The sequence below is a fragment of the Curtobacterium sp. KBS0715 genome (genome assembly GCF_005938005.2).
In the GTDB taxonomy this organism is placed as follows: Bacteria; Actinomycetota; Actinomycetes; order Actinomycetales; family Microbacteriaceae; genus Curtobacterium; species Curtobacterium flaccumfaciens.
This window is the reverse complement of record NZ_VCCA02000001.1, coordinates 240,567-264,781: the sequence shown is the minus strand read 5'-3', so window position 1 is coordinate 264,781 and position 24,215 is coordinate 240,567. Positions and strand designations below refer to the sequence as shown.

The 24,215-nt window shown below is 72.3% G+C and carries 23 protein-coding genes; 13 read left to right on the top strand and 10 right to left on the bottom strand.

Annotation, left to right across the window (positions count from 1 at the left end; translation table 11 throughout):
- Nucleotides 1-3 precede the first annotated feature (3 nt).
- The 5 genes from FFG40_RS01300 to FFG40_RS01280 all read left to right on the top strand — a co-directional run bounded on the left by FFG40_RS01300 (nucleotide 4) and on the right by FFG40_RS01280 (nucleotide 6,946).
- The gene (locus tag FFG40_RS01300) at nucleotides 4-897 is read left to right on the top strand and encodes a carbohydrate ABC transporter permease (RefSeq protein ID WP_371836703.1); all 894 of its coding nucleotides are present in this window, start codon (nucleotides 4-6) and stop codon (nucleotides 895-897) included.
- Nucleotides 898-936: 39 nt separating this feature from the next.
- Nucleotides 937-3,969, top strand: coding sequence for a glycoside hydrolase family 38 C-terminal domain-containing protein (locus FFG40_RS01295; protein ID WP_138802001.1), 3,033 nt, complete (start codon nucleotides 937-939; stop codon nucleotides 3,967-3,969).
- Nucleotides 3,970-4,297: 328 nt separating this feature from the next.
- Nucleotides 4,298-5,257, top strand: coding sequence for a hypothetical protein (locus FFG40_RS01290; RefSeq protein ID WP_138802000.1), 960 nt, complete (start codon nucleotides 4,298-4,300; stop codon nucleotides 5,255-5,257).
- A 95-nt stretch (nucleotides 5,258-5,352) separates the two neighbouring features.
- On the top strand, nucleotides 5,353-6,093 hold the full coding sequence (locus FFG40_RS01285) for a histidine phosphatase family protein (RefSeq protein WP_138801999.1): 741 nt from the start codon (nucleotides 5,353-5,355) through the stop codon (nucleotides 6,091-6,093).
- Nucleotides 6,083-6,946, top strand: coding sequence for an NAD(P)H-hydrate dehydratase (locus FFG40_RS01280; protein ID WP_111124316.1), 864 nt, complete (start codon nucleotides 6,083-6,085; stop codon nucleotides 6,944-6,946). The genes FFG40_RS01285 and FFG40_RS01280 overlap by 11 nt, the downstream gene beginning before the upstream one ends.
- Before the next feature lie 135 nt (nucleotides 6,947-7,081).
- Here FFG40_RS01280 and FFG40_RS01275 read toward each other — a convergent pair whose 3' ends face one another.
- Nucleotides 7,082-7,519 (bottom strand): YdeI/OmpD-associated family protein, encoded by a 438-nt coding sequence (locus tag FFG40_RS01275; protein WP_138801998.1) that lies wholly within the window; start codon nucleotides 7,517-7,519, stop codon nucleotides 7,082-7,084.
- A 184-nt stretch (nucleotides 7,520-7,703) separates the two neighbouring features.
- On the opposite strand from FFG40_RS01275, the gene FFG40_RS01270 reads away from it, so the two are divergent.
- The 4 genes from FFG40_RS01270 to FFG40_RS01255 all read left to right on the top strand — a co-directional run bounded on the left by FFG40_RS01270 (nucleotide 7,704) and on the right by FFG40_RS01255 (nucleotide 11,786).
- On the top strand, nucleotides 7,704-8,849 hold the full coding sequence (locus FFG40_RS01270; protein ID WP_138801997.1) for an ABC transporter substrate-binding protein: 1,146 nt from the start codon (nucleotides 7,704-7,706) through the stop codon (nucleotides 8,847-8,849).
- 5 nt (nucleotides 8,850-8,854) lie between these two features.
- Complete coding sequence (locus FFG40_RS01265) at nucleotides 8,855-9,808, top strand: ABC transporter permease subunit (RefSeq protein WP_260678760.1); 954 nt, start codon at nucleotides 8,855-8,857, stop codon at nucleotides 9,806-9,808.
- Between the two features lie 104 nt (nucleotides 9,809-9,912).
- Nucleotides 9,913-10,719 (top strand): ABC transporter permease, encoded by an 807-nt coding sequence (locus FFG40_RS01260; protein WP_395875936.1) that lies wholly within the window; start codon nucleotides 9,913-9,915, stop codon nucleotides 10,717-10,719.
- Nucleotides 10,716-11,786, top strand: coding sequence for an ABC transporter ATP-binding protein (locus tag FFG40_RS01255; protein WP_138801995.1), 1,071 nt, complete (start codon nucleotides 10,716-10,718; stop codon nucleotides 11,784-11,786). The genes FFG40_RS01260 and FFG40_RS01255 overlap by 4 nt, the downstream gene beginning before the upstream one ends.
- Before the next feature lie 133 nt (nucleotides 11,787-11,919).
- On the opposite strand, the gene FFG40_RS01250 is transcribed toward FFG40_RS01255, so the two are convergent.
- A complete protein-coding gene (locus FFG40_RS01250; protein ID WP_027466654.1) occupies nucleotides 11,920-12,399 on the bottom strand; it encodes an NUDIX domain-containing protein in 480 nt (159 codons plus the stop codon).
- A gap of 60 nt (nucleotides 12,400-12,459) precedes the next feature.
- On the opposite strand from FFG40_RS01250, the gene nagB reads away from it, so the two are divergent.
- The gene (gene nagB, locus FFG40_RS01245; protein ID WP_056071891.1) at nucleotides 12,460-13,245 is read left to right on the top strand and encodes a glucosamine-6-phosphate deaminase; all 786 of its coding nucleotides are present in this window, start codon (nucleotides 12,460-12,462) and stop codon (nucleotides 13,243-13,245) included.
- A gap of 150 nt (nucleotides 13,246-13,395) precedes the next feature.
- On the opposite strand, the gene FFG40_RS01240 is transcribed toward nagB, so the two are convergent.
- Nucleotides 13,396-14,571, bottom strand: coding sequence for a MalY/PatB family protein (locus tag FFG40_RS01240; RefSeq protein ID WP_138801994.1), 1,176 nt, complete (start codon nucleotides 14,569-14,571; stop codon nucleotides 13,396-13,398).
- A 44-nt stretch (nucleotides 14,572-14,615) separates the two neighbouring features.
- Nucleotides 14,616-15,188, bottom strand: a complete 573-nt coding sequence (locus FFG40_RS01235; protein ID WP_138801993.1) for a TetR/AcrR family transcriptional regulator — start codon at nucleotides 15,186-15,188, stop codon at nucleotides 14,616-14,618.
- Between the two features lie 77 nt (nucleotides 15,189-15,265).
- Between FFG40_RS01235 and FFG40_RS01230 the strand changes: the two genes are divergently transcribed.
- From FFG40_RS01230 to FFG40_RS01220, 3 genes are all read left to right on the top strand, one after another.
- Nucleotides 15,266-16,156: an SDR family NAD(P)-dependent oxidoreductase gene (locus FFG40_RS01230; RefSeq protein ID WP_138801992.1), complete on the top strand. Its 891-nt coding sequence runs from the start codon at nucleotides 15,266-15,268 to the stop codon at nucleotides 16,154-16,156.
- A gap of 40 nt (nucleotides 16,157-16,196) precedes the next feature.
- On the top strand, nucleotides 16,197-16,661 hold the full coding sequence (locus FFG40_RS01225) for a hypothetical protein (RefSeq protein ID WP_138801991.1): 465 nt from the start codon (nucleotides 16,197-16,199) through the stop codon (nucleotides 16,659-16,661).
- 115 nt (nucleotides 16,662-16,776) lie between these two features.
- Complete coding sequence (locus FFG40_RS01220; RefSeq protein ID WP_260678759.1) at nucleotides 16,777-19,224, top strand: GH92 family glycosyl hydrolase; 2,448 nt, start codon at nucleotides 16,777-16,779, stop codon at nucleotides 19,222-19,224.
- A gap of 16 nt (nucleotides 19,225-19,240) precedes the next feature.
- Here FFG40_RS01220 and nagA read toward each other — a convergent pair whose 3' ends face one another.
- The 6 genes from nagA to FFG40_RS01190 form a co-directional block, all read right to left on the bottom strand.
- Nucleotides 19,241-20,407: an N-acetylglucosamine-6-phosphate deacetylase gene (gene nagA, locus FFG40_RS01215; protein ID WP_138801990.1), complete on the bottom strand. Its 1,167-nt coding sequence runs from the start codon at nucleotides 20,405-20,407 to the stop codon at nucleotides 19,241-19,243.
- Nucleotides 20,404-20,811 carry a YrdB family protein gene (locus tag FFG40_RS01210; protein WP_051596981.1) on the bottom strand — a complete coding sequence of 136 codons (408 nt, stop codon included), beginning with the start codon at nucleotides 20,809-20,811 and terminating at the stop codon, nucleotides 20,404-20,406. The genes nagA and FFG40_RS01210 overlap by 4 nt, the downstream gene beginning before the upstream one ends.
- An 8-nt stretch (nucleotides 20,812-20,819) precedes the next feature.
- A complete protein-coding gene (gene purU, locus FFG40_RS01205) occupies nucleotides 20,820-21,680 on the bottom strand; it encodes a formyltetrahydrofolate deformylase (RefSeq protein ID WP_110861849.1) in 861 nt (286 codons plus the stop codon).
- 81 nt (nucleotides 21,681-21,761) lie between these two features.
- On the bottom strand, nucleotides 21,762-23,138 hold the full coding sequence (locus FFG40_RS01200; protein WP_138801989.1) for an MFS transporter: 1,377 nt from the start codon (nucleotides 23,136-23,138) through the stop codon (nucleotides 21,762-21,764).
- A 114-nt stretch (nucleotides 23,139-23,252) separates the two neighbouring features.
- A complete protein-coding gene (locus FFG40_RS01195) occupies nucleotides 23,253-23,687 on the bottom strand; it encodes a MarR family winged helix-turn-helix transcriptional regulator (protein ID WP_221935147.1) in 435 nt (144 codons plus the stop codon).
- Nucleotides 23,688-23,743: 56 nt separating this feature from the next.
- Nucleotides 23,744-24,199 carry a MarR family winged helix-turn-helix transcriptional regulator gene (locus FFG40_RS01190; protein ID WP_111032312.1) on the bottom strand — a complete coding sequence of 152 codons (456 nt, stop codon included), beginning with the start codon at nucleotides 24,197-24,199 and terminating at the stop codon, nucleotides 23,744-23,746.
- Nucleotides 24,200-24,215: the final 16 nt, after the last annotated feature.

The following is a 24,215-nucleotide window of genomic DNA, read 5'->3' as shown; positions in this document are numbered from 1 at the left end:
GCCATGACAGCCCCGTCCCTCGACCAGACCACGACCCGCTCGGTGACCGCACCGGGGTCGATGCACATGACGTCACCGCGCGGCCGCACGATGCGGTGGGTGTCGAACACCGTGCTGCTCGTCATCGCGGTGTGCTTCGCGGTGCCGCTGCTCTGGCTCGTGCTCGCGTCGTTCGACACCCAGGCGTCGCTGTCGGTGAAGCTGCCCTCGCAGTTCACCCTCGACAACTTCGCGAAGGTGCTCACCCCCGAGCTGTCGTTCATCCCGCTCGCGAACAGCCTGCTGCTCTCCGGCGGCACAGCGGTCGTCACCGTGGTGTTCGCCCTGCTCGCCGCGTACCCGCTGTCCCGGTACAAGATGCGGGTCAACAAGCCGTTCCTGTACAGCATCCTGTTCGGCACCGGCCTGCCGATCACCGCGATGATGGTGCCCGTCTACGCGCTGTTCGTGTCGCTCAACCTGATCGACAACGTGTGGGGCTGCATCTTCTTCCTCGCCGCCACGTCACTGCCGATGGCGATCTGGATGGCGAAGAACTTCATGGACTCGGTGCCGATCTCGCTGGAAGAAGCGGCGTGGACCGACGGCGCCTCGATGCTCACCACCCTGACCCGCATCGTGATCCCGCTCATGCGTCCGGGCATCGCGGTCGTCTTCATCTTCGTGTTCATCCAGGCGTGGGGGAACTTCTTCGTCCCGTTCGTCCTGCTGCTCTCGCCCGAGAAGGTGCCCGCCGCGGTGAGCATCTTCAACTTCTTCGGGCAGAACGGGGCGGTGGCGTACGGCCAGCTCGCCGCGTTCTCGATCGTCTACTCCGTGCCCGTCATCGCCCTCTACGTGATCGTGTCCCGAGGCCTCGGCGGCGGCAACGCCCTCGCCGGCGGCATCAAGGGCTGATCCGCCGGTTCAACCCGGCACACTCTCGAAAGGAAGCACATGCACCAGGACGAACCGCTCGTCGAGGCCCGGATCGCCCGCCTCGTGCGCGACCGCGTCGACCCCGCCGTCCTCCGTCGCTCGGCGCCGGTGACGATCGAGGCGTGGGAGGTGCCGGGCGAACCGGTGCCGTTCCACGCCGCCGTGGGCGAGACGTACACACCGTTCACGGTGGGGTCGCACTGGGGCGGACGCCCGTGGGGCACGACGTGGTTCCGGGTGACGGGGACCGTGCCGGCGGACTTCGGCACCGCGCCGGGGACCACCGCCGAGCTCCTCGTCGACCTCGGGTTCACCAAGCGGCAGCCCGGGTTCCAGGCCGAGGGACTCGCGTTCCGCGCCGACGGCTCCACGATCAAGGCGATCGAGCCGCGGAACGACACCGTGCCGCTCGAGGTCGGCCCGGGGGAGTCCTTCGAGCTCTGGATCGAGGCCGGGGCGAACCCGGACATCGGCGGCGACTCGTTCCAGGGTGCGACGCCGCTCGGCTCGCGCTCCACCGCCGGCGACGACCCGATCTACCGCCTGAAGGCCCTCGAGGTCGTCGAGCGCGACGACACCGTGTGGGAACTGCAGCAGGACCTCTGGGTGCTGCGCGGGCTGATGGCCGAGCTCCCCACCGACGGCACCCGCGGCGCCGACATCCTGCGGGCACTCGAACGCGCCGCCGATGCCCTGGACCCGGACGACGTCGCCGGCACCGCAGCGGACGCCCGTCAGGTCCTGGCGCCCGTGCTCGCCGTCCCCGCGAGTCCCGCCGCTCACCGTGCGATCGCCGTCGGGCACGCCCACATCGACTCCGCCTGGCTGTGGCCCGTGCGCGAGACGAAGCGCAAGTGCGCGCGGACGTTCTCGAACGTGCTCGACCTGATGGACCGCGACCCCGACTTCACCTTCGCCTGCTCGTCCGCGCAGCAGTACGCCTGGATCCGCGACGAGTACCCGTCCATCTGGACCCGCATCAAGCAGCGCGTCGCCGAGGGCCGGTGGATCCCGGTCGGCGGCATGTGGGTCGAGTCGGACACCAACCTGCCCGGCGGCGAGGCCCTGGCCCGCCAGTTCGTCGCCGGCAAGCGCTTCTTCCTCGAGGAGTTCGGCATCGACACCCCCGAGGCCTGGCTCCCCGACTCGTTCGGCTACTCGGGCGCCCTGCCGCAGATCGTCCGCGCCGCCGGATCGAAGTGGTTCGTCACCCAGAAGCCGTCGTGGAACGAGACGAACGTCATCCCGCACACCTCGTTCCACTGGGAGGGCATCGACGGCTCGCGCGTCCTGACGCACCTGCCCCCGGCCGACACCTACAACTCCGACGTCTCGCCCGCCGACCTGCGCCGCGGCGAACGGAACAACAAGGAACGCGGCACCGCGAACACCTCGATGCTCCTGTACGGCTTCGGCGACGGCGGCGGCGGTCCCACCCGCGAGATGGTCGGCGCCGCACACCGCCAGCACGACCTCGACGGGTCGCCCCACGTCACACTCGGCACCCCGGCGCAGGTGTTCGAGCAGCTCGAAGCCGAGCTGCCGACGCCGGGGGTCTGGTCGGGGGAGATGTACCTCGAGTTCCACCGCGGCACCTACACGTCGCAGATCCGCACGAAGCAGGGCAACCGCCGCTCCGAACACCTGCTGCGCGAAGCCGAGCTCTGGGCAGCGACCGCGGCGGTCCGGCTCGGCAGCGAGTACCCGTACGCCGAACTCGAGGACGCCTGGCACACCGTCCTGCTGCAGCAGTTCCACGACATCCTGCCCGGGTCCTCGATCGCGTGGGTGTACGAGAACGCCGAGGAGCAGTACGCCCGGGTCGCCGAGGTGCTCGAGGGGCTGATCGGCAGCGCGACGACGGCGCTCGCGGGCAGCGCGACGACGGCGCTCGCCGGCGCCGACGACGCCGCGTCGGTCGTGCGCTTCAACGCCTCGCCGGTCGCGGCAGGGGACGTGACCGCCCTGGCAGGTTCGGTCGCCCACGCACCGCGACCCGTGCCTCCCGTCCGGAGCGGCGACCGCTTCGTCTTCGACGCCGGCGTGGTCACGGCGACCATCGACGCTGCCGGCCACGTCGTCTCGTTCGTCGACCACGCCACCGGACGCGACGCGATCGCGGCCGGCGCCGCGGCGGCGGAGTACACGGTGTTCCGTGACACCCCGAACCAGTGGGAGGCGTGGGACATCGACCGCGCGTACCAGCGCAACGGCACGGTGCTGTCGGCGTCGTCCGTCTCGGTCGACGGCTCCTCGCTCGTGGTGAAACGGTCCGTCGGATCGTCGACGCTCACCACGCGCTACTCCGCCGTGCAGGGCGAACCGGAGCTGACCGTCGAGACCGAGGTCGACTGGCACGAGCACCAGAAGCTGCTGAAGCTCGCGTTCCCCATCGACGTGCTCGCGTCGTCGGCCTCGAGCGAGATCCAGTTCGGGCACATCGACCGGCCGACGCACCAGAACACCTCGTGGGACCACGCCCGGTTCGAGACCTCGGCACACCGCTGGGTGCACGTCGCGGAGCCCGGTTTCGGCGTCGCCGTGGCGAACGACTCGACCTACGGCCACGACATCACGCGCGAGACCCGGCCGGACGGCGGGATCACCACGCTCGTGCGGGAGTCACTGCTGCGCGGGCCGACGTTCCCGGACCCGAACGCCGACCAGGGACACCACGTGTTCCGGACGGTGCTGCGGATCGGGGCCTCGGTGCTCGACGCCGCCGACTCCGGGTACCGGCTGAACCTGCCGGTGCGGAGCGTCCCCGGGTCGGCCGAGGTCGCGCCACTCGTCACGGTGTCGTCGCCGCAGGTGTTCGTCGAGGCCGTCAAGCTCGCCGAGGACCGCTCCGGAGACGTCGTCGTGCGACTGTACGAGGGGCTCGGGGGCCGGGCGTCGGACGTCGGGGTCTCCTTCGGGTTCGACGTCGAGTCGGTGTCGCAGGTCGACCTGCTCGAGCGGCCGCTGGAGCGCTCGTGGTCGGGCGGGGAGCCGGTCGTGCTGACCCTGCGGCCGTTCGAGATCGTGACGCTGCGCGTGCGTCGGGCCTGAGGCAGCGGGCCCGGCGTTCGGTCGGGGAGAGACCGCGGCGCCGGACGGGACACGGGTGCGTTCCGTTCGGCGCCGTCTTGCGTGCGGGTGCGGGCGGGGTGGGCGGGTCGGGTCGGGTGGGGCGGGTGGCCTGGTCGAATCGGGCGTAGCTGGTCGAATCGGGCGTACCTGGTCGGAACTTTCGGCCAGGTATGCCCGATTCCATTTGGCATCGCGGCCGTTCTGGGAAGGAACGTCTCCCCTCCACAACCGCCCAGGCCTGGAGGCCCGTCCACAGTTCCCGACATCGGCCCCGGGAGCGGGTGGCTGAGCGGGCATCGTCACGTGCATGAACGAGTCGCTGCCCATCCTCCGAGCCTCCGCCATGCACGAGGCCGGCCTCGACGCCACCACCCTGCGCCGCCGAACCCGGACCCGGGGTGTCGGCCGCCTGGTCCGGGTCGGACCGAACGCCTTCGTCGACGGTGCCGCGTGGGACGCCGCCGGGCCTCGTCAGCGGTACGTCACCCGGGTCTTCGCGCGGCTCGGACGGCTCGGCGCGCGGGCGACGGCCTCGCACCTGTCCGCGGCGGCCCTGCACGGACTCCCGGCGCTCGGCGGGTGGGACGTCCCGGTGCACGCGACGGTGCCGGAGTCGATGTACCGGGGCAGGAGCGCCGAGCTGGTCCTGCACACGAGACCCGTCGGCCGGGGCGAGCGGGCTACGGTCGGTGCGATCGCCGTCACCTCAGTGCCCCGGACCGTCGTCGACATCGCGATGTCCGGCGACCTGCGGGCGGGCGTCGTCATCGCGGACGCCGCCCTGCGACGTGGGTTCGACGACGCCGACCTCCGACGAGCGGTTCCTCCGAAGGCCCGCGCCCGAGCCCTGGCGCAGCAGGTGCTCGACCTGGCCGACGGTCGCTCCGGGTCACCGGCCGAGTCGCTCGCTCGGGTCGTGTTCCGGGAGCTCGGACTGCCCGCGCCGGTGCTGCAGCAGGAGTTCGTCGTGGACGGCCGTCGGTCCGCGGTCGACTTCTGGTTCCCGGACCACGGGGTCATCGTCGAGATCGACGGACGGGCCAAGTACTCCCAGGAGCGCTACCTCGGCGGCCGGAGCCCGACCGAGGTGTTCCTCGACGAGAAGCGGCGACACGGTCGGTTGCTCACCGTGCCGGGTGTCCGGACGATCATCCGGCTCGAGTGGCGAGACTTCTTCGACCTCGAAGCGCTGGCACTGCGACTCCGGGCGGCGGGGCTCCCGTGCGCGGTCCGTCCGGTCCGGAGTGCTCGACGCCGCGCAGGGTGACCGTTCGACGCCGCGCAGGGTGACCGTTCGGCACCGCGTGGGGTGCCGTTCGGCACCGGTGAACCGGCACAGCACGCTCTGGCTAGCGTGGCGGCATGGCAGTGCAGGAGATCTGGCTCGTCCGTCACGGCGAATCGGTCGCGAACGTCGCGGCGGCTCGGGCCGAAGCAGCGGGCGACGACGTCATCGATGTCGAGTTCCGGGACGCCGACGTCCCGCTCAGCCCGCTCGGCACCGATCAGTCTCGCGCCCTCGGGCAGGAGCTCGCCGACCGCGGGATCGACGACGTCGCCGTCGCGCTGTGGGTGTCGCCGTACCTCCGCGCACAACAGACCATCGCGATCGCGCTCGAGGCAGCCGGCCTCGCCGAGCCCGAGAAGCGGGTGGACGAGCGGCTGCGCGACCGTGAACTCGGCGTCCTCGACCTGCTGACCCTGCAGGGCGTCCGCAACCGGTACCCGGACGAGGAACGCCGCCGGCAGTGGCTCGGCAAGTACTACCACCGTCCGGCGGGCGGGGAGTCGTGGGCCGACGTGATGCTCCGGCTCCGGTCGCTCCTCGGCGATGTCGAGCGGGTCGACGGGGCCGAGCGCCTGGTGATCGCCGCGCACGACGCCGTGGTGATGCTCGCCGTCGCGGTGTGCCTCGACCTCGACGAGCCGGCGCTCATGGAGTTCGCCCGGACCCACACCGTCGCCAACGCCTCCCTCACCCGACTCCGTCGCGACGACGCCGGATCGCCGTGGGTGCTCGAGGAGTTCTCCTCCGTCGGGCACCTGGACGACGACGAGGTCACCCAGCACACCGGCCGGAAGGACGACGAGCATGTCCACTGAACCCGTCACCCCGAACTTCCTGCGGGACTGGCCACTGCCCGAACCCGGTGCCGGCAAGTACGGCCGCGGGCAGGTGCTCGTCATCGGGGGAGCCGCACGGACGCCGGGAGCAGCGCTGCTCTCCGCGCTCGCCGCACTCCGGGTCGGCGCCGGTCGTCTCACCCTGGCGGTCGGCCGGAGCGTGGCGAACGAGGTCGCGGTCGCGGTGCCCGAGTCCGGGGTCGAACCCCTCGACGAGGACCAGGACGGGCACATCGCCGTCGGCGCGATCGAGGGCATCGCGGACAGCGCGTCGAGTGCCGACGCCGTGTTGGTCGGGCCGGGGCTCGACGAGCCGGACGGTTCCCGTGACCTCGTGGCCGGACTCGCCGACGTCGTCGGTCCGCACACCACCGTCGTGCTCGACGCCTTCGCCCTCGGGGTGGCCGCCGACGTGCGGGACCGCCTGGAACCGCTGCGCGGACGGCTCGTGATGACGCCGAACTCCGGCGAGGCCGAACGCCTGCTCGGGCGTGAGTGCAGCGACGACGACGTGGCCGACGCCGTGGCGATCGCGAACCGCTTCGGTGCGGTCGTGGCCCTCGGCGACGCCATCGCCACACCGCAGGGTCGGGCGTGGCTCAAGGGCACCGGCTCCGGCGGTCTCGGCACGAGCGGCAGTGGGGACGTGCTGTCCGGTGCGGTCACCGGCCTGCTCGCCCGCGGCGCCGATCCGGCACAGGCCGTGGCGTGGGCGTCCTACGTGCACGCTGCCGCAGGCGACCGACTCGCCGTGCAGGTCGGGCCGCTCGGGTACCTGGCGAGCGAACTCGTGACCGAGATCCCGCGGGTCCTGGTCGAGCTCGGGGCCTGAGCCCGCCCGTTCTTTCCCAGAACGCCCGCGATACCTGGTGCTTCCGGGCATACCTGGCGAGAACTTCCGACCAGGTACGCCCGAAACGACCAGGTACGCCCGGAACGACCCCGCCTGCCCCCCCGCCCCGCACCACTACCCCCGCAGGGACTCCACGGCCTTCTCGATCCGCCGGGCCCGGGTCTCCGGGGCCTTCGCCTGCGTGACCGGGTCGGCGAGCGCCCGCTGCCGCGAGTTCGACAGGGTGTCGAACGCCGCACGCACGCCGGCCTCCTGCAGCGCGGCCGCCAGGTCCTCCGGCAGGTCGACGGTCCGGGGCAGGGTGTCGACCTCGAGTGCGACCTCGACGGTGTCCCCTGCGGCGATCCCGGCGGCCTCACGGTGTGCGGCCGACAGCGGCACCAGGTACTGCTCGTCCATGACCCCGACGGTGGAGCGGTAGGTGTAGCCCCGGTCGATCGTGACGACCACCGCGGGGCGCTTCCCGGATCCGAGCGCCTCGATGACGGACTCCGGGACGGGGAGTCCGGTCGCCGTCTTCCGTGCTTGCAGGACCGTCGTCGTGAACCGCATCCGTGCCTCCAGGCCTGATGTGGGCGCGACCATGCGCCCAGATCGAGCAAAGCGTACAGCCGCACCCGCTGTTCCGCCGCCGTTCACCACCGGAGCACGGGCCGGAAACCGGCCGCGTCCACGATCGACCAGAACCCGGACCCCCGGTCACCTCAGCACCTTCCCCCACCCGAAAGGCCCACCCGTGCAGCACAAGCGCACCCTGGCCGGCATCGCCCTGGCCGCCGCAGCGATCGTCACCCTCGCCGGATGCTCGGCGACGAGCTCCGCGAGCGCCGGCTCCGACGGCGACGCCGACTGGAAGACCGCCACCAGCGCCGAGACCGCCGGCGGCATGGACACCCTCGTCAAGGCCGCCAAGGCCGAGGGCCAGCTGAACGTCATCGCGCTGCCGCCGTCGTGGGCCAACTACGGCAAGATCATCGACGGCTTCACCAAGAAGTACGGCATCAAGATCAACTCCGCGAACCCGAACGGCTCGAGTGCCGACGAGGTCGCCGCCGTGAAGTCGCAGAAGGGCCAGTCCACCGCGCCCGACGTGCTCGACCTCGGAAACGCGGTGCTGCAGGAGAACCTCGACCTGCTCACCGACTACAAGGTCGCGAACTGGGACGACATCCCCAACGAGCTGAAGGAGCAGGACGGCGCGTGGACGCGTGACTACACCGGCCTGATGTCGATCGGGTACGACTCGTCGAAGATCTCCGACGCCCCGAAGGACCTGCAGGACCTGCTCGGCAGCGAGTACAAGGGCAAGGTCTCGATCGCGGGTGACCCGACGCAGGCCAACCAGGCAGCATCGGCCGTCTACCTGGCGGCGCTCGAGAACGGTGGCTCGGCCGACGACATCACGAAGGGCGTCGACTACTTCGGCGACCTGAAGAAGGCCGGCAACTTCCAGAACGTGCTGCCGACGCAGGCCACGGTCGCCTCGGGGGAGACCCCCGTGGTCATCCAGTGGTCGTACAACAACCTGGCGTGGGGACCGGCAGCGGGCGCGAGTGGCAACAAGGACTGGAAGACCGTCGTCCCGAAGGGGCAGGCGCTCGGCTCGTACTACTCGCAGGCCATCACCAAGGACGCCCCGCACCCCGCGGCCGCCCGCCTGTGGCAGGAGTACATCGCCAGCCCGGAGGCCCAGAACCTGTACCTGCAGGCCGGTGCCTTCCCCGCCACCCTGTCGGCGATGGAGAAGTCCGGCAAGGTCGACCAGGACGCCCTCGACGCCGCCGGTGGCGCGCCGAAGGACTACGTCGAGCTGACCGACGCCCAGGTCGCCGACGCCGCGACGGTCCTCAAGGCCAAGTGGTCCTCGACGATGGGGTCCTGAGCAGCATGACCACCGCATCGGCAGACGCGCCCGCGACGAGCGCTCCGAGCACCGTGCGCCCGGCGTCCGCGCCCGCCGATGCCGTCCGTCGCGGCGCCGGACCCCGTGTCCGACGCCGCGTCGGTCTCGCCTGGCTGGGGCTGACCCCCTTCGCCGCCTACGTCCTGCTGTTCCTCGCCGTCCCCGCCGTGATCGCGATCGGCAGCGGCTTCTTCGACGGCTCCGGAGCGTTCACGTTCGCGAACCTCGCGGCCTTCGCCGACCCGTCCGTGCTGCGGGCGTTCGGCGGGTCGTTCGGCCTGTCCGCCGCCTCCGCGGTCATCGGTGCCGTGCTCGGCGCGGTCGTCTGCTGGGCGCTCTCGGCACTGCGGCCGGACGGACTGGTCCGGTCGATGATCGACTCGGCGGCGAGCGTCCTCGCCCAGTTCGGCGGCGTCATGCTCGCGTTCGCGTTCATCGCCACGATCGGCGTGCAGGGACTGGTCACGACGTGGTTGGTCACGGTCTTGCACGTCGACCTCAACGCGGACGGCGCCTTCCTGTACACCGTGCCCGGGCTCGTCATCCCCTACGTCTACTTCCAGGTGCCGCTCATGGTCCTCACGTTCATGCCCGCCCTCGAGGGCGTCAAGGCCCAGTGGGGCGAGGCCGCCGCGACCCTCGGCGCCTCGCGCCTGACGTACTGGCGCCGGATCGCGTTGCCGGTCCTGGCGCCGGCGTTCTGGGGGTCGCTCCTGCTGCTCTTCGCGAACGGCTTCTCGTCGTTCGCCACCGCCGCGGCCCTCATCTCGCAGGGCGGCATCGTGCCGCTCACGATCCGCACGCAGCTCACCAGCGAGACGCTCGTCGGCCTGCAGAACGTCGCCGGGGTGCTCGCGTTCGGCATGGTCGTCGTGATGGCGGTCGTGATGGGCGCCTACTCACTGCTGCAGCGCCGAGCCGCCCGGTGGCAGCGATGAGCGCGGCGGCGCCGGTCCGCCCGGTGCGCCGGGCGCAGCCGCTTCGGCTCGGAGGCCCGTCCCGCGTCCGCCGCTTCGGCACGGCTCCGTCCCGTGGTGCGGCGGTGACCGTGCTCACCGTGATCGGGCTGCTGTTCGCCGTCCCGCTGGTCGCCCTGCTGCAGTTCACGTTCCGGCAGGGCACCGACGGCGGCCTGACCTTCGCGCACTGGGCAGCGATCGGCGACCCGGCCAACGCGTTCACCTACCAGCCCGTGTTCGACGGGCTCGGGGCGTCGCTGCTCATCGCCGTGATCACCGTCGGGATCGTGCTGCTCGTGCTGCTGCCCGCCCAGATCATCACCGCGCTCCGTTACCCGAGGCTCCGACGCGTCCTGGAGTTCGTCTGCATCGTGCCGATCACCGTGCCGGTCGTGGTGCTCGTCGTCGGGTTCATCCCCGTCTACCAGGTCGTCTCGCAGGTCTTCGGCTCCGGCGCCTGGACGCTGGCGTTCGCGATCGGCATCGTCACGCTGCCGTTCGCGTTCCGCCCGATCGCCGCCGCCATCACCGCGATGGACCTGATCGTCCTGTCCGAGGCCGCCCGCTCACTCGGTGCCTCGTGGTGGACCGTCACCTGGCGCGTGCTCCTGCCGAACCTGCGCCGGGGCATCACCGCCGCGTGCTTCCTCACGATCACCGTGGTCCTCGGCGAGTACACCCTCGCCGCGTTCCTCTCCCGCAGCACGTTCCAGACCGGGCTCGTGCTCGTGCAGGGGACCGACCCGTACGTCGCCGCGATCTTCTCGGTCGCCGCGCTCGTGTTCGGCTTCGTGCTGCTCGTCCTCATCGGCCGCATCGGGACCCGTCGCACGGGCCGGGTCCGCCGCACCCGCACCACCCGTCGTCCCCGCACCCAGGAGTCCGCATGACCGTCACCGCTCCGGCAGCCCCCGCGTCCCTCGCCACCACCGGTGCCGTCGTCGAACTCCACGCCGTCGAGAAGCACTACGGCGCACACCGGGCGCTCGCGGGACTGTCCCTCCGTGTCGAGCCGGGGGAGTTCGTGTCGCTGCTCGGCCCGTCCGGCTGCGGCAAGACGACGGCGCTCCGGGCGCTCGCGGGCCTCGAGGCGATCGACGCCGGCTCGATCCGCATCGACGGCCAGGACGTCGCCGACACCCCGGTCAACAAACGCGACATCGGCATGGTGTTCCAGCAGTACTCGCTGTTCCCGCACATGACGGTCCGGCAGAACGTCGCCTTCGGCCTCGAGATGCGCCGGGTCCCCGCCGCCGAACGCAGGAGCCGCGTGGTCGAGGCCCTCGACATGGTCCACCTGGGCGAGTTCGCCGAGCGCTACCCGCACCAGCTCTCCGGTGGGCAGCAGCAGCGCGTCGCCCTGGCCCGCGCTCTGGTCACCCGCCCCCGGGTGCTCCTGCTCGACGAGCCGCTGTCGGCCCTGGACGCGAAGGTCCGGGTCTCGCTCCGCGACGAGATCCGCCGGATCCAGAGCGACCTCGGCATCACCACGGTGTTCGTGACGCACGACCAAGAGGAAGCGCTCGCCGTCTCCGACCGGATCGCCGTGATGCAGGCGGGCGACATCGAGCAGATCGGCACGCCCGAGGAGCTCTACCGCACCCCTTCGTCGGCCTTCACGGCGGACTTCGTCGGGCAGTCGAACCGGCTGCAGGGCGACCTGCGCGGGGGTGACGTCTTCGTGTACGGGTTCCGGGTGCCGGCGCTCGACTCCTCGGCTCCGGACGGCCCGGTGCTCGCCTACGTCCGGCCGGAGGACATCGCCTTCGCCCCCGAGGGCATCACCGGCACCGTCGTCACCTCGAGCTTCCTCGGGTCGATCCGCCGCACCACCGTCCGCCTGGACGACGACACCGTCGTGACCGTCCAGCACGAGGTCGGCGACCGCCGGGTCACCGGTGACCCCGTCGCCGTGCGCCTGCTCGGCGCACCGGTCGCGGTCGCGCCGCTCGCGTAGTCGCGACGAGGTTTCGCGCTGAGCGACAGTCCACGCGCGACCAGACGCGTGGACTGTCGCTGCGCCCGAAACGTCGGGGGACGCGGACGGGAGGCCCGTGGCGGCCTGGCACCGCGCCTCCAGGCCGGTGGGGTCAGCGCTGGAAGCGCGCCTCGCGCTCGTCCGCCAGACCGGCCTCGACGCGTGCCCGCATGTTCTCGGACATGTCGGGCAGGGCGTCGAGCCGAGCCCAGAACGCCTCCGTGTTCTCGCCGTCGGCGGGGTTCGGCGTCCCGGAGACGTACCGGCAGGCGAAGACCAGGTCGAGGTACTGCGACCGGTCGCCGTTCGGGTAGGTCATCTCGGGCAGCACCTGCACCCAGGCCAGGCGTTCGGCGACGGCGACGACGTCGGCTTCCTCGAGGACCTCGCGTTCGGCGGCGACGGCGGGTTCCTCGCCCGGGTCGACGATCCCGGTGACCGGCGTGTACGCGCCCGTGTCGGCCCGTCGCACCACGAGCAGTTCGCGCTCGGCGCCGGAGCCGCGCGTCACGATGGCGCTCACGCCCGACAGCCAGAGCGGCGCCGTGCCGATCTTCTCGCGCAGGGACAGGACGAAGTCGGGGGTCGGCATGCCTCCACGCTACCCACACGACCCCTGTCGCAGACTGGTCATGACCAGTAGGCTGGGTGTGTGGAGATCATCATCCTGCCCACGCCGGACGAGGTCGGTCGCGTCGCCGCGGCCAAGATCGCGTCCGTCGTCGCCAAGAAGCCGTCCGCCGTCATCGGTCTCGCCACCGGATCCAGCCCGCAGGGCATCTACGCCGACCTGCAGCGCCGGGTGCAGGCGGGCGAGATCTCGTTCGCCGAGGCCCGTGGGTTCGCCCTCGACGAGTACGTCGGCATCCCGCTCGAGCACCCCGAGTCCTACGCGGCCGTGATCGCCCGCGACGTCGTGGCGCCGCTCGGCTTCGACGCGTCGCGCGTGCGGGTGCCGGACGGCCGTGCCGCCGACCTGGAGTTCGCGGCCAAGGAGTACGACGCCGCGATCCGTGCCGCGGGCGGGATCGACGTGCAGATCCTCGGCATCGGGGCCAACGGCCACATCGGGTTCAACGAGCCGACCTCGTCGTTCGCCTCGCGCACCCGCATCAAGACCCTCGCGCCGTCGACCCGAGACGCCAACGCGCGCTTCTTCGACTCGCCCGAGCAGGTCCCGACGCACTGCATGACGCAGGGGCTCGGCACCATCCTCGAGGCCCGCGAGCTCGTCCTCGTCGCCCAGGGCCCGTCGAAGGCGGCGGCCGTCGCCGCTGCGGTCGAGGGGCCGCTCAGCTCCTTCGTGCCCGGTTCGGCCCTGCAGCTGCACGAGCACGCGACCGTCGTCGTCGACGAGGAAGCCGCCGCCGGGCTGCAGCTCGCCGACTACTACCGCTACACGTACGCGAACAAGCCGGCCTGGCAGCGGTTCGAGTAGCGCGCCGCCGGCGTCTTGCTGCGGTAGACGCCGGCGTCTTGCTCAGACGCCGCCCGAGCGTCGACACGCCGCCGAATCCGGGGGGCGTGTCGACGGTTGCCGGGCGTCGCACGCGGACGCCGGCGTCTTCCGGCCCGGCCAGGTCCGGTGTCAGGCGCGCGCGGCTGCGGCGAGGCGGCTGAGCCCTTCGTCGAGGGTCTCCGCCGAGCACCCGAAGTTCAGCCGCGCGAAGCCACGGCCCTGCCGTCCGAACGCCGGGCCGGAGCCGAGCGCCACCTTCGCCCGGTCGACGAGCTCCGCCGCGGGGTCGTCGCCCCACGGCAGCGCCCGCAGGTCGAGCCACGCCAGGTACGACGCCTGCGGCTGCCGGTACTCGGCGCCGGGCAGCACGTCGCCGATCCGCTCGGCCAGGGTGCGCCGGTTCGCCGCGAGCTCGGTGAGCAGTGACGCCAGCCACGGCTCGCCCTCACTGAAGGCCGCGACGCTCGCGGTGTAGCCGAGGATGCCGGTGCGCTCGACGACCTCGGTCGGCAGGCCGTCGAACCAGGCGCGGGCCCGCTCCGAGGCGCCGATCATCAGCGCGCACTTCGTGCCGGCGAGGTTCCAGGCCTTGCTCGCACTCGTCAGGGCGACCCCGAGCGATGCGGCCTCGGGGCAGGACTCCAGGAACGGCGTGAACACCGCGTCGGCGTGCACGAGCGGCGCGTGGATCTCGTCGGACACCACGACGGCGTCCCACTCGGCCGCCAGCTCCGCGAGCGCGACGAGCGACTCGCGGTCGTGCACCAGGCCGAGGGGGTTGTGCGGGTTGCAGAGCAGCACCGTGCGGGCTCCGTCGGCGAACGCCTGCGCGAGGCCGTCCAGGTCCATCCGCCAGCCGGCCGTCGTGTCGAACGGGTCGGCCGGGCCCGCGGGGGCGAGCAGCGGGACCTCGGTGACGGTGCCGCCGGCCTCGGACACGTACTCCCAGAACGGCGGGTACACCGGCGGCATGATGACCACCTGGTCGCCCGGCTCGATGACCCGGCGCAGCACCTCGACCGCCGCGACCGACACGTCCGTGGTGGTGCGGACCAGATCCGGGTCGACCCGCCATGCCCAGCGGCTCTCGGCGAAGTCGGCGAACGCCTCGGGCAGGGCCCGCCCGTGCCCGACGTACCCGGTGTCGCCGTTCGTCACCGCGGTGACCAGGGCGTCGCGGATCGGCTCGGCGAGCATGCTGTCCATCTCGGCGACGAACATGGGGAGCACGTCCGGCGGGTAGGCCGTGTACTTCTCGCTCGTGCGGGACCGGTACGCATCGAAGACGGACACCATGACGCTCATGCGCCCATCCTGACAGCGAGCCACGCCGGGCGCGAGGGCGGTGGTCAGGCCGGGCGGAGCCCCGCCAGCAGCACCTCGACGTAGCGCTCGGGGTCGTGCACCCGGGAGCCACCGGCAACGGCGGCCGCCCGCATCCCGCACAGCAGCCGTCGCAGGTCGTCCGCGTCGACGTCGGCACGCACGAGCCCCTCGGCCCGTGCCCGAGCGAGCAGTGCGTCGACGGACACCACCAGGTCTCCTGCGAGCGCAGCGGTGTCGGCGCACGAGAACCCGCCGTTCGTCAGCAGGTCGCCGAGGGCGGCATCGTCGACCATGCTCCGGAACGCAGCCGTCACGACCCCGCGGAGCGCGTCCCCGGTGTCCGGCACGGCGACGGCGACACGGACGAGGTCGAGCATGTCCTCGAGCGCGTCGATCGCGAGCGCCTCGAGCAGGTGCTGCTGCGACGGGAAGTGTCGGTAGGCGGTCCCGACACCCACACCGGCCTCGTGTGCGACGGCATTGAGGAGCGGCTGTTCGCCGCGTTCGAGGAACGACCGGGCGACGTCGAGCAGCGCGGTCCGGTTGCGCTGCGCATCGGAACGCAGCGCTTCGGGACGGGCCATCGCGATCGTCATACGGACACTCTATCCGGTTGTGCTAGCGTTCCGGATGAATCATCCGATTCGACACGGAGCGCGGACAGGAGACGACGATGGAACCCTTCACGTGGGAGCCCGGACAGATGGCGGACCAGCACGGGCGGACGGTCGTGGTCACCGGTGCAACCGGCGGACTCGGTCTGGTGGTCGCGACCCGACTGGCCGCCGCCGGAGCGCGCGTCATCGCGGCGGTCCGCAACCCGGACAAGGCGGCTCGCGTCCTGCCCGCCGGTCTGGAGGCGCGGGTCGTCGACACCGCGTCGGTCGCCTCGGTCACGGCGTTCGCCCGGCAGCTCGCCGCGGACGGCATCGTCGTGGACGCCCTCGTCAACAACGCCGGCGCGACGATCGGCACGTTCGCGCTGACCGACGAGGGCATCGAACGCACCTGGGCCACCAACGTCGTCGGGCCGGCCGTGCTCGCCGAGGCGATGCTCCCGGTGCTCGGTGGACCGTCACCTCGGGTCGTGCTCGTCGGGTCGAACCTGTCGCAGCGGACCCGCCGCGTGCCTGCACCAGGCGGGGTCGACGACGCGAGCGGCTACTCCCAGCTCGCCGTGTACACCGACTCGAAGACGGCGGCGGCGGCGCTCGCGGTCGACCTCGGTGAGCGGCTCCGCGCGACCGGCTCCGAGGTCCGCTCGGTCATCGCACACCCCGGCATCGCGGCGACGGGGATGAACGACCAGGCCGAGACCCTCACCCAGCGCCTCGGTGGCCTGGTCGCCCGCAGCATGGCCCGGACCGCGGAGGACGGCGCTCGCTCGACGCTCTGGTCGGCCACCGCACCGGGTGTCGCCGAGGGGGTCTTCGTCGGTCCGGCGCTGCGACGGGGTGACCGGCGGCTGCACGTCGTCCCCGTCCGCGGGGCAGCCGCCGACCCGGGGTTCCGGCAGCGGGTCCGCACCTTCGTCGACGAGGTCGCCGCGCGCACGACGGCCTGATCACGTACCGGTCGGCACCGTTCCGTGCGACACTCACCCGATGGTGGGGGTGGACGACGCAGCGACGGACGACCCGGTGGGCGCGGAGTACGCGCGGCTCGAGCGGGAGCGCCGGAAGGGCCGCGGCGTCCGGGTCGAGCGCCGCGTCGCGCTCGCCGCGGTGCTGGTGCTCTGCGTCGTTCCCGTCGCGATGTTCGCCACGATCGTCTCGACACTGCGCCTGTTCGGGGACAACGTCGAGAGTCCCGGTGCGGTCCACACCTACGAGTTCTTGCTCGTGCTGGGACCCGTGGCCTGCTTCGTCGCCGTGCTCCTCGGCGTCCGGACGGGGCGCACCGGCGTCGTGGTGACCGCCGTCGTCATGGTGCCGATCGTGCTCGTGGCCGCCTACGTCCTCGCCGTCCCGCAGGGGCGCTGGAACCAGACGGAGCAGGACACCCGGCGTGATCGCGAGGCGCCGGCCTGTTACAGCGGCACCGACAGCTGCGCGGAGTACGGCGGCTGACCCCGAGCGGGCACCGGAGGGCGCCGGGCCCGTTGCCGCCCCCGACGTGAACAGCAGGAGAGCGCTCGGTGACGAGAGCGGACGTCCCCCGTCCGAGGGGGCTAGCGTCACGGACGTGAACCGATCTCGCGTGCACCGTCGCCCGCTCGTCCGTCCGCTCCCGCTCGCCGCGGTGGCCACGATCGCCGCACTGCTGGGCACGGGGATCGTCGCCGCGCCGGCGGTGGGTTCGCCGTCGACACAGGCCGGACGGACCGTGAGCGATCCGGCCCGGTACGTCGACCCCTTCGTCGGCACGAGCAACAACGGCAACACCTGGCCCGGGGCCACCGCACCGTTCGGCATGGTGCAGTGGAGTCCCACCGGGACCGCGGGCGACCAGACGTCGACCCCGGTCGCGAACGGCTACTCGTACGACGTGAACCGGCTGCGCGGCTTCAGCCTGACGCACCTGAACGGGGCCGGGTGTGCTCCGGGTGCTGCGGGAGACGTGCCGATCATGCCGGTCACGACCCCGGTCACGACCTCGCCGTCGGCCGACTCGAAGGACGCTGTCTACGCCGCCGGGTACTCCCACGACCAGGAGTCCGCGAGCCCCGGCCGCTACGGCGTCACGCTCGACAACGGCGTCCGCACCGACCTCGCCGTCACCACGCGCGCCGGCGTCGGCGCGTTCACGTTCCCGGCCGGCAAGGACGCGAACCTGCTGTTCCGCACGTCGAACTCGATCAACGGCAGCGAGGCCGCGATCACCCGCGTCGACCCCCGCACCCGCACGGTCAGCGGCAGCGTCCTGACGGGCGGCTTCTGCAGCCGCCGCGCGAACGGCGGCGGCGCCACCAACCCGGACCGCCGCAGCTACTACCGCCTGTACTTCACCGCGACCTTCGACACGGCGTTCGCGAGCACCGGCACCTGGAAGGACGGTACGGTCCAGCCTGGAGGCACGTCCTCCTCCGGTGGGGAGGGCTACCTGACCGGGGCCGACCGCGCAGGACGCGGCTCCGGAGCGTGGGTCGGGTTCGACGCGCGTCGCGGAGCGACGGTGCAGGCGAAGATCGGCATCTCGTACGTGAGCGCGGCCGGGGCCGTCGCCAACCGTGACGGCGAGGTGACCGGGCGCTCGACCGTCGCCAGCGTGGCGGCCGGCACACGGGCCTCCTGGAACCGTGAACTGTCGCGCCTGCGCGTCGGCGGCGGCACGGCGGACCGGACCACCCAGCTCTACACGTCGGTCTACCACGCACTCATGCAGCCGAACACGCTGAACGACCGCGATGGGCGTTACCTCGGCCCGGACCTGCGGGTGCACCGGATGGACCGCGGACACCGGGCCGTCTACGGCACGTACTCCGGGTGGGACCAGTACCGAGCGCAGATCCAGCTGCTGGCGCTGCTGCGGCCGGACGTCGCCGGGGACATGGCGCAGTCGATGCTGCGGTTCGCCGAGCAGAACGGCGGGGTGTGGGATCGGTGGCTGCACCTCGGAGCGCCGACGCACGTGATGACCGGCGACCCCTCGGCCGCGACGCTCGCCACCTGGTACGCCATGGGCGTCCGGAACTTCGACGTCCGGGCCGCCTACGACTCGCTGAAACGCCAGGCGACGGTCGAGAACGCGGACGCCGAGAGCGACATCGGGTGCCCGGGGCAGTGCCTGGCGCAACGGCCCGCACTCGACGAGTACCTGGAGCGGCAGTACGCGGCGAACGACGACTGCTCCTGCTGGGGCGGCGCGGCCGAGACCCTCGAGGACTCGATCTCCGACAGCGCGCTCGGGTACTGGGCGGGTTCCCTCGGGCTTCGTTCCGACGCCCGGATGTTCGCCGAGCGCGGGACCTACTGGAAGAACACCTTCAACGCCGCCGTCGGGTACCAGGCCGCGCGCCAGGCCGACGGCTCGTGGACCCCGGGATGGTCGCCGTCGACGGGGACCGGGTTCGCGCAGGGCACCAGCGCGCAGTACACCTGGCTCGTGCCGCAGGACGTGCAGGGGCTGTCGAGCGCGCTCGGCGGGGACGACACCGCGGTCGCACGGCTCGACGACTTCTTCCACGACGCCTCGGGCAACTGGGCGGTCACCGGCGGCGACGCCACGAAGTTCGACCCGACGAACGAGCCCGACATCCACACGCCGTGGATGTACAACGCCCTCGGCAAGCCCTGGAAGACGCAGGAGACCGTGCGGCAGGTCGTGGACGACGCCTACTCGACCGGCCCCGGCGGCCTGCCCGGCAACGACGACCTCGGCACGATGAGCGCCTGGTACGTCTTCGCCTCGATCGGCCTGTTCCCGCAGACGCCCGGGCGAGCGGAGATGCTCATCGGCAGCCCGACGTTCAGCACGGTCGACATCCGGCGTTCGAGCGGGGAGCGGATCGTCATCCGGTCGAACGGGACCGAGCCGTACGTGCAGGGAGCCCGGTTGAACGGGCGGACGCTCGAGCAGTCGTGGGTGCCGGCGTCGTTCGTGACGCGAGGCGGCACGCTGTCGCTCCGGGTCGGGGAGACGGCGGACACGTCGTGGGCGAGCGGCGAGCGGGGGCGCCCGGTCGACCGCTGAACACACGCTGGGCGCCTCAGCGCAGCTCGCGCCCGCCGCCCCACACCCGCTGCACCTCGAGCGACCGCGACAGCGCCACGAGGTCCGCGGCGAACCCCGGCGCCAGCCGACCCAGGCGGTCGCCGAGCCCGAGCGCCGCGGCCGGCGCACTCGTCAGCGCCGCCACGGCCTCGGGCAGGGTCCGCCCGGCGAGCGAGACCGCGTTGCGGAGCGCCACGTCCTGCGTCAGCGTCGACCCGGCGATGGTGTCGGTCCCGGCAACGTGCGCGACCCCGTCGGTCACGGTGACGTCGAGCGACCCGAGCCGGTACGACCCGTCCGGAGCGCCGGCGGCGCTCATCGCATCGGTGATCAGCGCCACACGACCCGGCGTCGCCCGGAAGAGCGTGTCCGCCACGACCGGGTGCACGTGCACGGCGTCCAGGATGAGCTCGAGCGTCACGCGGTCGTCCGACACGGCGGCGCCGATCGGGCCCGGCGCGCGGTGGTGCAGCCCGGGCATCGCGTTGCACGCGTGGGTCAGGATCGTCGCGCCGGCGTCGAAGGCGGCGCGGGCCTGGTCGTACGTGCCGACCGTGTGCCCGACGGCGACCGTGACGCCGGCCGCGACGAACCGGCGGACGGCGTCGAGGGCTCCGGGCAGCTCGGGCGCGATCGTGACCTGGCGGATGACGCCCTCGCCCGCTCCGAGCAGGGCGTCGACCGCGGCGGGCGTCGGGTCGATCAGGAACGACTCGTTGTGCGCACCCTTGTTGTGCGGGGACAGGAACGGGCCCTCCAGGTGCACACCGAGCACGAGCGGGTCGGTCGCCATCACGGCGCGGACGTGGGCCAGCGACGCCGCGAGGGCGGGGACCGGGTTCGTGACGAGCGACAGGACGGAGCGGGTCGTGCCGTGCGAACGGTGCATCGCGAGCGAACGGTCGAACGAGTCGTCCTCGTACGCCTCGGTCGCCCCGCCGTGCCCGTGCAGGTCCACGAAGCCGGGCGTCAGGACCGCGTCGCCCAGGTCGACGACCCGGTCGGCCGCGGGGGCCTCGGGGCCGGAGCCGGTCGCGTGGATCGTGTCGCCGACGACCAGGACCCAGCCGTCGGCCGTGGTGCCGGCCGCGTCGACGACGCGGGCTGCGCGGACCAGCGTGCGCTGGGCCTCCTGGCCGGTCTGGAGGCCCGTGGCGCTCATGCGGTCTCCTTGCGGAACGCGATCAGGCCGCTCAGTGCGGCGATCACGATGAACACGATCCCGACGACCGGGTGGCCGATGGAGATCCAGGTCGCGCCTGCGGCGACGACCAGGGCGACCTCGACGATGGTCTTGCCGACGATGTCGGTCTCGATCGGGGACCGCGGCGACCGGAAGAAGTACCAGACGACCGCGGCGAACAGCGGGGCACCGACCATGAACAGGTAGCCGGGGAGCGGGAGCTGCCACGACCAGTATCCCCAGAAGGCCAGGGACAGCAGGCCGAACACCATCACGGCGATCCGCAGGACCATCCAGGCCTCGAACCGCCGTCGTGGCTGCCGGACGGCGGCCGGGTCGGGAACCGATTCCCAGTCGACGGGGGACTGCGGGGCGTTGGTCATGGTGCTGCCTACTTGAAGATGATGGTGCGGGCGCCGTCGAGCAGGACGCGGTCCTCCGCGATCCAGCGCACCGCCTGGGTGAGCGTGCGGGACTCCTCGTCCTGCCCGATGGACACCAGCTCGGCCGGTTCCTTGGTGTGGTCGACGCGGACGACGTTCTGCTCGATGATCGGGCCCTCGTCGAGGTCGCTCGTCACGAAGTGTGCGGTCGCCCCGATGAGCTTCACCCCGCGGGCGTGCGCCTGCCGGTACGGGTTCGCGCCCTTGAAGCCGGGCAGGAACGAGTGGTGGATGTTGACGGCACGGCCCTCGAGCGCGGCGCAGAGCTCGGGCGACAGGATCTGCATGTAGCGGGCGAGGACCACGAGCTCGATGTCGTGCTCCTCCACCGCCTGCAGCACGCGTCGCTCCATCTGCTCCTTCGACTCGGCGTCGGTGACCGGGCGGTGCTCGAACGGCACGGAGTAGAACGCGGCGAGCTCGGACAGGTCCGCGTGGTTCGACAGCACGAGGGGGACCTCGATCGGCAGCTGTCCGCCGCGCTGCCGGTAGAGCAGGTCGTTCAGGCAGTGGCCCGCCTTCGACACCAGCACGAGGGTGCGCAGCGGACGACCGACGACGTCGAGCTGGACGCGGGCGTCGTAGCGGGCGGCGACGGGGGCGAGCGCTGCCTCGAAGGCGGCGCGGTCCACCGGCGCCATCACCTGCAGGCGCATGAAGAACGTGTTCGTGTCGGCGCTGGAGAACTGCTGCGACTCGGTGATGTTGCCCTGGGCGGCGACGATCGCTCCGGAGACGGCGTGCACGATCCCGGGCTGGTCGTCGCAGACGAGCGTCAGGGTCCAGTGCGTGGGGGTCGGGTCGGTCACCGGATCAGGGTACCGGCCGCGGGGGATGTGCTTCGTGAGCAGGAACGGTCGAGTGGGCAGCGGCGACCCGACCGTTCCTGCTCACGAAGCGTCGGGCGCAGCGGCGGTTGCGTCGGGCGCAGGCGCAGGCGCCGGTGCGTCGGCGTCACGCAGGCGACGGTCGGCCAGGGTCAGCACCGTCAGGAGCACCGCGACGCCGAGGATCACCCACGCCAGCACGTGCAGGTCCGGCGTCGTCGGGGCCTGGCCGAACACGCCGCCGATCAGCGAGGACGCCGCGATCGCCCCGATGTACACCGCGGTGCGGGACAGCCCGGCCGCGGTGCCGATGTACTCCGCGGGGACGAGCCGGTACAGCGCCGCCTGGTTCGACACCGACGCCAGGGCCTGCGGCACCCCGAACAGCGCCGGGGTCAGGGCGAGCAGGACGACGGGCGACCCGGTGTGCAGGAAGAGCAGGAGCACACCGCCGAGGATCGGCACCAGCGCGGCGACGACGAGTGGCCCGCGGATCGCGGTCTTCCGTGCGACGACGAACGAGGCCACCCCGGCGACGATCGCGGCCGGCAGCTGGATGTACCCGGCGACGTCGCTCGGGTAGCCCGCGACGTCCTGCACCCACTGCGAGAACCCGTAGGTCATCGTGTAGGCGAGCAGGTACGTCAGGAACAGGCGGCCGTACGTGCGGGACAGCGCGCCGTTCCTGGCGAGCAGCCGCACGTCGACGAACGGTCGCACGGCCCGGAGCTCCCACGCCACCAGGGCGACGAGCAGCACGAGCGCCACCGCGAGCAACCACCACAGCCCGGCGGACAGGTCGAGCAGGAAGACGAGCAGCGCCGAGACGGTCCCGGTCATCAGCACCATGCCGAGCGGGTCGAGCGCCTGCAGCACCGGCAGGTCGGCCTCGTCGCGCGGACGCAGCCGGTCGGACGGCAACCAGAGCGTCGCCACGACGATGCCGAACACCGCGAGCGGCACGTTCACCAGGAAGATCGCGTGCCAGCCGAACGCGGCGATGAGCGCCCCGCCGAGCGGTGGGCCGGCGGCGGCGGACACGAGCGACGTGATCGACAACGCCCCGAGCACGAGCGGCGGCGTCGGCTTCCCGATCCGGGCGGAGTGCTGCCGGAGCGTGGTGAGCGCCGCCGGGTAGGCCGACGACGTCCCGATGCCGATGAGCACCCGGGCGAACACGGCGCCGCCGAACCCGGTCAGCACCTCGGGCACCACCCCGGCGATCCCGACGATGACGAGCCCGGTCAGGAACACCTTCTTCGGGCCGAACCGGTCGGCGAGCTTGCCCATCGTGGGCTGCGCGATCGCACTCGCCAGGTACAGGGCGGCGACGAGCCAGATCGCCTGCGCCGCACCGATGCCCAGGTCGCGGGAGATCGGGGTGAGGGCGACCGACACCATCGTGGTGTTGATCGGGTTGAGCAGGGGCCCGACGAGCACCGGGATGAGGAGCTTCGGACCGAAGCCGCTGCCCGTGGTCGTGTCGGGGGTCGTGGTGGTGGTGGACGTGAGAGCGCTTCTTCCGGTTGCAGGACTGGGCGAGGGGTGCGCGGGTCAGGGATCGACGATCGGCCCGAGCAGGTCCATCGCCCGCGCGACGACGCGGCGGTCCGCCTCGGGCAGGGTCGCGAGCCGCTCGGCGAGCTCGTGGTTCCGCGCGGCCCAGGCGGCCTGGCGTGCGTCCCGACCGGCCGCCGTCGCGCTGACGATCGACCGCCTGCCGTCCGTCGGGTCGGCCTGCCGCTCGGCCAGGCCGAGGTCGACCAGGGCCTGGACGGTCGCGCCCATCGACTGCGGTCGGACACCCTCGGCTCGGGCCAGGTCGGCGATGGTGGCCGGCCCGTGTCGCAGCAGGCGTCCGAGGGCGGCGGTCTGCGACGCCGTGACGTCGTCCGACTTCGAGGCCAGCAACGACCGCCGCAGTCGTCCGTGCATCGTCAGCACGGCGTCGGCCAGGTCGGTCGGGTCGGTCTCCGGTACGTCGGTCACGCCCCGGAGGCTAATCCGTCACCAGTCCACCTTGCAAGTTTGCCTTCCGATACCGGTCAGGGAACGGCGGAACCGTCGTCGCCCGCGTCCGGCTCGAGCAGCGGGAGCAGGGTCGCCGAGATCGGCTCCGCGCCGTCGCCGAACCACGCGTTGCTCGCCCGGACGATCGGGTGGGCGCGTGCCAGCAGCGCCTCGCCCTGGTCGGTCAGTCGCATCCGGGAGGCCCGTCCCCGGCCCGGTGCAGCACCCCGCTCCACGAGTCCCCGCGTCGAGAGCCCCCCGACGAGCGTCGTCATGCTCTGCGGTCGGACGCCGACCGCCCGCGCCAGGTCGGCCTGGCTGAGCTCGCCGGCCGCTGCGAGCTGGATGAGCGCCCCGAACTCGACGGGTGTCAACCCGAGCGGCGCCAGCTCGGCCGCGAGTCGGCGGGAGAGCGTCCGTGCGGCCCGGATCACCGTCCAGGCCACGATGCCGTCGACGTCGTCACGCGGGGCTGGGAGTTCCTGGGGCACGGGGCGATCGTACCGG